General features: G+C 54.9%; 4 protein-coding genes. 2 read left to right on the forward strand and 2 right to left on the reverse strand.

The annotated features are described in order from the left end of the window. The first annotated feature begins 825 nt into the window (after positions 1-825). Both RTK32_RS16305 and arsC read left to right on the forward strand, forming a co-directional pair. Positions 826-2,280: a M48 family metallopeptidase gene (locus RTK32_RS16305; protein WP_312045797.1), complete on the forward strand. Its 1,455-nt coding sequence runs from the start codon at positions 826-828 to the stop codon at positions 2,278-2,280. Positions 2,281-2,287: 7 nt separating this feature from the next. Then, the gene (arsC, locus tag RTK32_RS16310) at positions 2,288-2,641 is read left to right on the forward strand and encodes an arsenate reductase (glutaredoxin) (RefSeq protein WP_312045799.1); all 354 of its coding nucleotides are present in this window, start codon (positions 2,288-2,290) and stop codon (positions 2,639-2,641) included. On the opposite strand, the gene hda is transcribed toward arsC, so the two are convergent. Together hda and RTK32_RS16320 are read right to left on the reverse strand one after the other, a co-directional pair. Further along, a complete protein-coding gene (gene hda, locus RTK32_RS16315) occupies positions 2,638-3,345 on the reverse strand; it encodes a DnaA inactivator Hda (RefSeq protein ID WP_312045801.1) in 708 nt (235 codons plus the stop codon). The genes arsC and hda overlap by 4 nt on opposite strands. Before the next feature lie 85 nt (positions 3,346-3,430). Further along, positions 3,431-4,064 (reverse strand): solute carrier family 23 protein (locus RTK32_RS16320; RefSeq protein WP_312045803.1); only part of this gene is annotated, 634 nt, incomplete at its 5' end.

Below are 4,064 nucleotides of genomic sequence, written 5' to 3' on the forward strand. Positions count from 1 at the left end.
TGCTCCAGAAGCCTTCAGGATCGTTGTCCTGACTGGCAAAATGCTGGCTGATTTTATCGGCAATAGCCGGTGCGGAGGAGAAGCTGGCGCCAATAAAACCGGCGACAACAGCAATTAAAACGTAAGACACGACAGGACGCATAGAATGCTCTCCAGCAAGCGTAACGAAATGGAAACAGAATAAGGATGGACATTTTCTTTGCACAACCGACATACAGAGTGAGTAAATTATTTTCTTCTGTAAATAAGCGCTCATCTGTATTTAGAGTCGTAGCGCCCCTCGCCACCTTTGCCTGAGCGGCTGTTTTTATCGACGGCCTGTTTTTCCCATACAAAAAAAAGGGCCAGCGTATAAAATTATTTTCCCGGAAGCGCTCCGTATTATTGAGGCATCATCAATGATGATTTTTTTGCGGGGTTCAAAGCTCTGGTAAACCCCGGATCGAGAATAATTTGATAATAAGTTTGAAAGGCTTCTTGAGGCTTGTGTAATCGGCCGTCCAGATAGGCTGCACAAAGCCATTTTTAAGAGTAAACCTAATCAAATTTCGTGCCACAATCAATTTCATTGAATAAATTTACCTTATTTTACTCTTAAGTACGGCTTTTCGCCCGTACAGACTGGCGTATTCCACGTTCAATTTTTTTCGTTAACTTTCCTGGCGGCCCGTGTAGGGCCGCATAATTCCTGCCCTTCAGCGTTTCCTTCCTTATCGCCTCTGGTTAAGATAGCAACTTAAGATCGCAACTTAAGATCGCCGTCCTGCAGAACCGCGTCAATTTTCCTGCCGGGCAAACGAGGACGTTATCAGAATAGGATTTTGCATGACTAACCGACTGAAAAGGTGTGTGCTGGCCTCGTTGATCCTGCTGCCAACGGTAGCCACGCAGCTTGCCCGAGCGGACATCAGCGATAATTTGCCGGATATCGGCACGACGGCTGGCAATACGCTTTCCGTTAATCAGGAACTGGCGATGGGGGATTTTTATGTCCGCCAGCTGCGGGCCAGCGCGCCACTGATCAACGATCCCTTGCTCAACGACTATATTAATCAGCTGGGACAGCGGCTGGTGGCGCACGCCTGGTCTGTCAAAACGCCGTTCCACTTTTTTCTGGTCAGCAATGACGAGCTGAATGCTTTTGCCTTTTTCGGCGGCAACGTGGTGCTGCATTCTGCCCTGTTCCGCTATACCGAAAACGAAAGCCAGCTGGCTTCAGTGCTGGCGCACGAAATTTCCCACGTTACGCAACGTCACCTGGCGCGCGCGATGGAAGAACAGCAGCGTAACGCGCCGCTGACCTGGGTCGGTGCGCTCGGATCCATTCTGCTGGCGATGGCAAGCCCGCAGGTCGGTATGGCGGCGTTAAGCGGTACGCTGGCGGGCGCGCAGCAGGGCGTGATCAGTTTTACCCAACAGAACGAGCAGGAAGCTGACCGCATCGGCATTCAGGTGTTGCAGCGTGCCGGATTTGATCCCCAGGCCATGCCCAACTTTCTGCAAAAGCTGTCCGATCAGTCCCGCTTTGCCTCTAAGCCGCCGGAAATGCTGCTAACCCACCCCCTGCCCGATAGTCGTCTGGCGGATGCGCGCAACCGCGCCAACCAGATGAAGCCGGTCGTGGTGCAATCTTCACAAGATTTTTATATGGCGAAAGTGCGCGTGCTGGGTATGTACGCTACCGGGAAAAATCAGCTTGATGACGACCTGCTGCAAACCCTGAGTAAAGGCAACACGCGTGAGCAGACCGCCGCGCAGTATGGCAAGGCCGTCCAGTTCCTGCAGGCTAAAAGTTATGACAATGCCCGACGTATTATCGCGCCGCTGCTGGCCGCACAGTCGAACAACGTCTGGTATCTGGATCTGATGACCGATATTGATATCGGCCTGAAGCAGCCGCAGCGCGCTGTCGCCCTGCTGGAAAAAGTCAAAACAACCAGCCCGGTGGTGCAGCTCAACCTGGCCAATGCTTACGTCGAGGCAAAGCAGCCAGCCAGCGCCATCAAAATCCTTTATCACTACACCTGGACCTACAAAGACGATCCCAACGGCTGGGATCTGCTGGCACAGGCGGCGTCCGCGCAGGGACAGACGGACGAAGAAGAAGCCGCGCGCGCAGAAAGCCTGGCGCTAAACGGCCAACTGGATCAGGCCATCCGCAGCTTAAGCAGCGCCAGCGCTGCCGTGCCGCTGGGCAGTCTTAAGCAGGCTCGCTATGATGCCCGTATCGATCAGCTGCGTGATTTACAGCAGCGTTTCCGTCAGTATCAGAAAAGATAGGTGTTTTATGTCCACCGTTGAGATTTACCATAACCCACGCTGCTCTAAAAGCCGCGAGACGCTGGCCCTGCTGCAAAGCAAAGGGATTGAACCAGAGGTGGTGCTCTATCTGCAAAATCCACCGGATGCCGCACAGCTGGAAAAGCTGCTCCAGCAGGCGGGTTTCACCTCTGCGCGCCAGCTGATGCGCACTAAAGAGGCGCGTTATCGGGCGCTGAGCCTGGATGATGTGTCGCTTAGTGAAGCGGATCTGCTGGCAGCAATGGCCGCTAATCCGGAACTGATTGAACGGCCGATCGTGGTGGCTAACGGCAAGGCCCGGCTGGGCAGACCGCCGGAACAGGTGCTGACGCTTTTTTAAAGCTCCAGCGCTTCTTTCACAAAGGGAATGGTCAGTTTGCGCTGGGCGCTGATGGAAGCGCGATCCAGCTTGTCGAGCGTCATAAACAGCGTGCGCATTTCCCGATCCAGCCTTTTTAGCAGAAAGCGGCCGACGTCTTCAGGCAGCTCAAAGCCGCGCAGTCGCGCTCGCAGCTGTAGCGCCTGGAGCTTGTCCTCATCCGACAGCGGTTGCAGACGGTAAATCTGCCCCCAATCCAGACGAGAAGCCAGATCCGGCAGCTTGAGGTTCAGCTGCCGTGGTGGACGATCGCCGGTAATCAGCAGCCGGGTACGACCGGTTTCCAGAATACGGTTATAAAGATCGAAAATGGCCATTTCCCAGGGTTCGTCACCGGCGATGCACTCAATATTATCGATGCAGATCAGCGCCAGCTGTTCCATTCCGTCCAGTACTTCGGGCACAAACCAGGTACGCTTGTCGAGCGGAACATAACCTACGGCTTCGCCATGCGCGGAAAGTTCCGCACAGGCCGCGTGGAGCAGATGGCTGCGCCCGCCGCCTTCACGCGACCAGAAGTAGAGATAGCTGCCGTGCTCCTGCTGCAGCGCACTTTGCAGCGCGGCGATCAGCGACGGGTTGTCCCCCGGCCAGAAGCTGGCGAAGGTTTCATCATCGGGCAAATAGAGCGGCAGTGAGAGCTGTGCCGGAGTGTTCAGAAGCACCTCAGTAATGGGTCAAAATCCGGCGGAAGTTTATCACAGATCTTTGCGGATTATGAAACGGGCAGCACCGCTACCCGTCAGATCTTTACTCGCGATCCTGTGGATCCAAAATGATCTCTTCAGGCCGAATCAACGTAATCAGCCTGAAGATCAGGCTCAACCCGATTCCCACGAGGGTCGCCAGCGCCATGCCTTTCAGCTCTGCCGCACCAATATGCACCGTGGCGCCGCTGACGCCAATAATCAGGATCACCGAGGTCAGGATCAGATTCTGCGCCTTGTTGTAATCCACTTTGGATTCGATCAGCACGCGAATACCGGAAGCGCCAATTACGCCGTAAAGCAGCAGCGAAACGCCGCCCATCACCGGCACCGGCACCGCCTGAATAGCGGCGGCCAGCTTGCCAACACAGGAAAGCAGAATAGCAAGAATAGCCGCGCCGCCAATCACCCAGGTGCTGTACACGCGCGTGATCGCCATAACGCCAATATTTTCACCGTAGGTCGTGTTAGGCGTCGAGCCGAACAGGCCGGAAAAAATCGTTGAGACGCCGTTGGCGAACATTGAACGATGCAGGCCCGGATCTTTCAGCAGGTCTTTTTTAACGATGTTCGCCGTCACGACCAAATGCCCGACGTGCTCGGCGATCACCACCAGCGCCGCAGGCAGAATGGTCAGCATCGCCGCCCATTCAAAACGTGGCGTATAGAAGGTCGGC

The organism is Erwinia sp. (assembly GCF_031978025.1).
Taxonomy (GTDB): domain Bacteria; phylum Pseudomonadota; class Gammaproteobacteria; order Enterobacterales; family Enterobacteriaceae; genus Erwinia.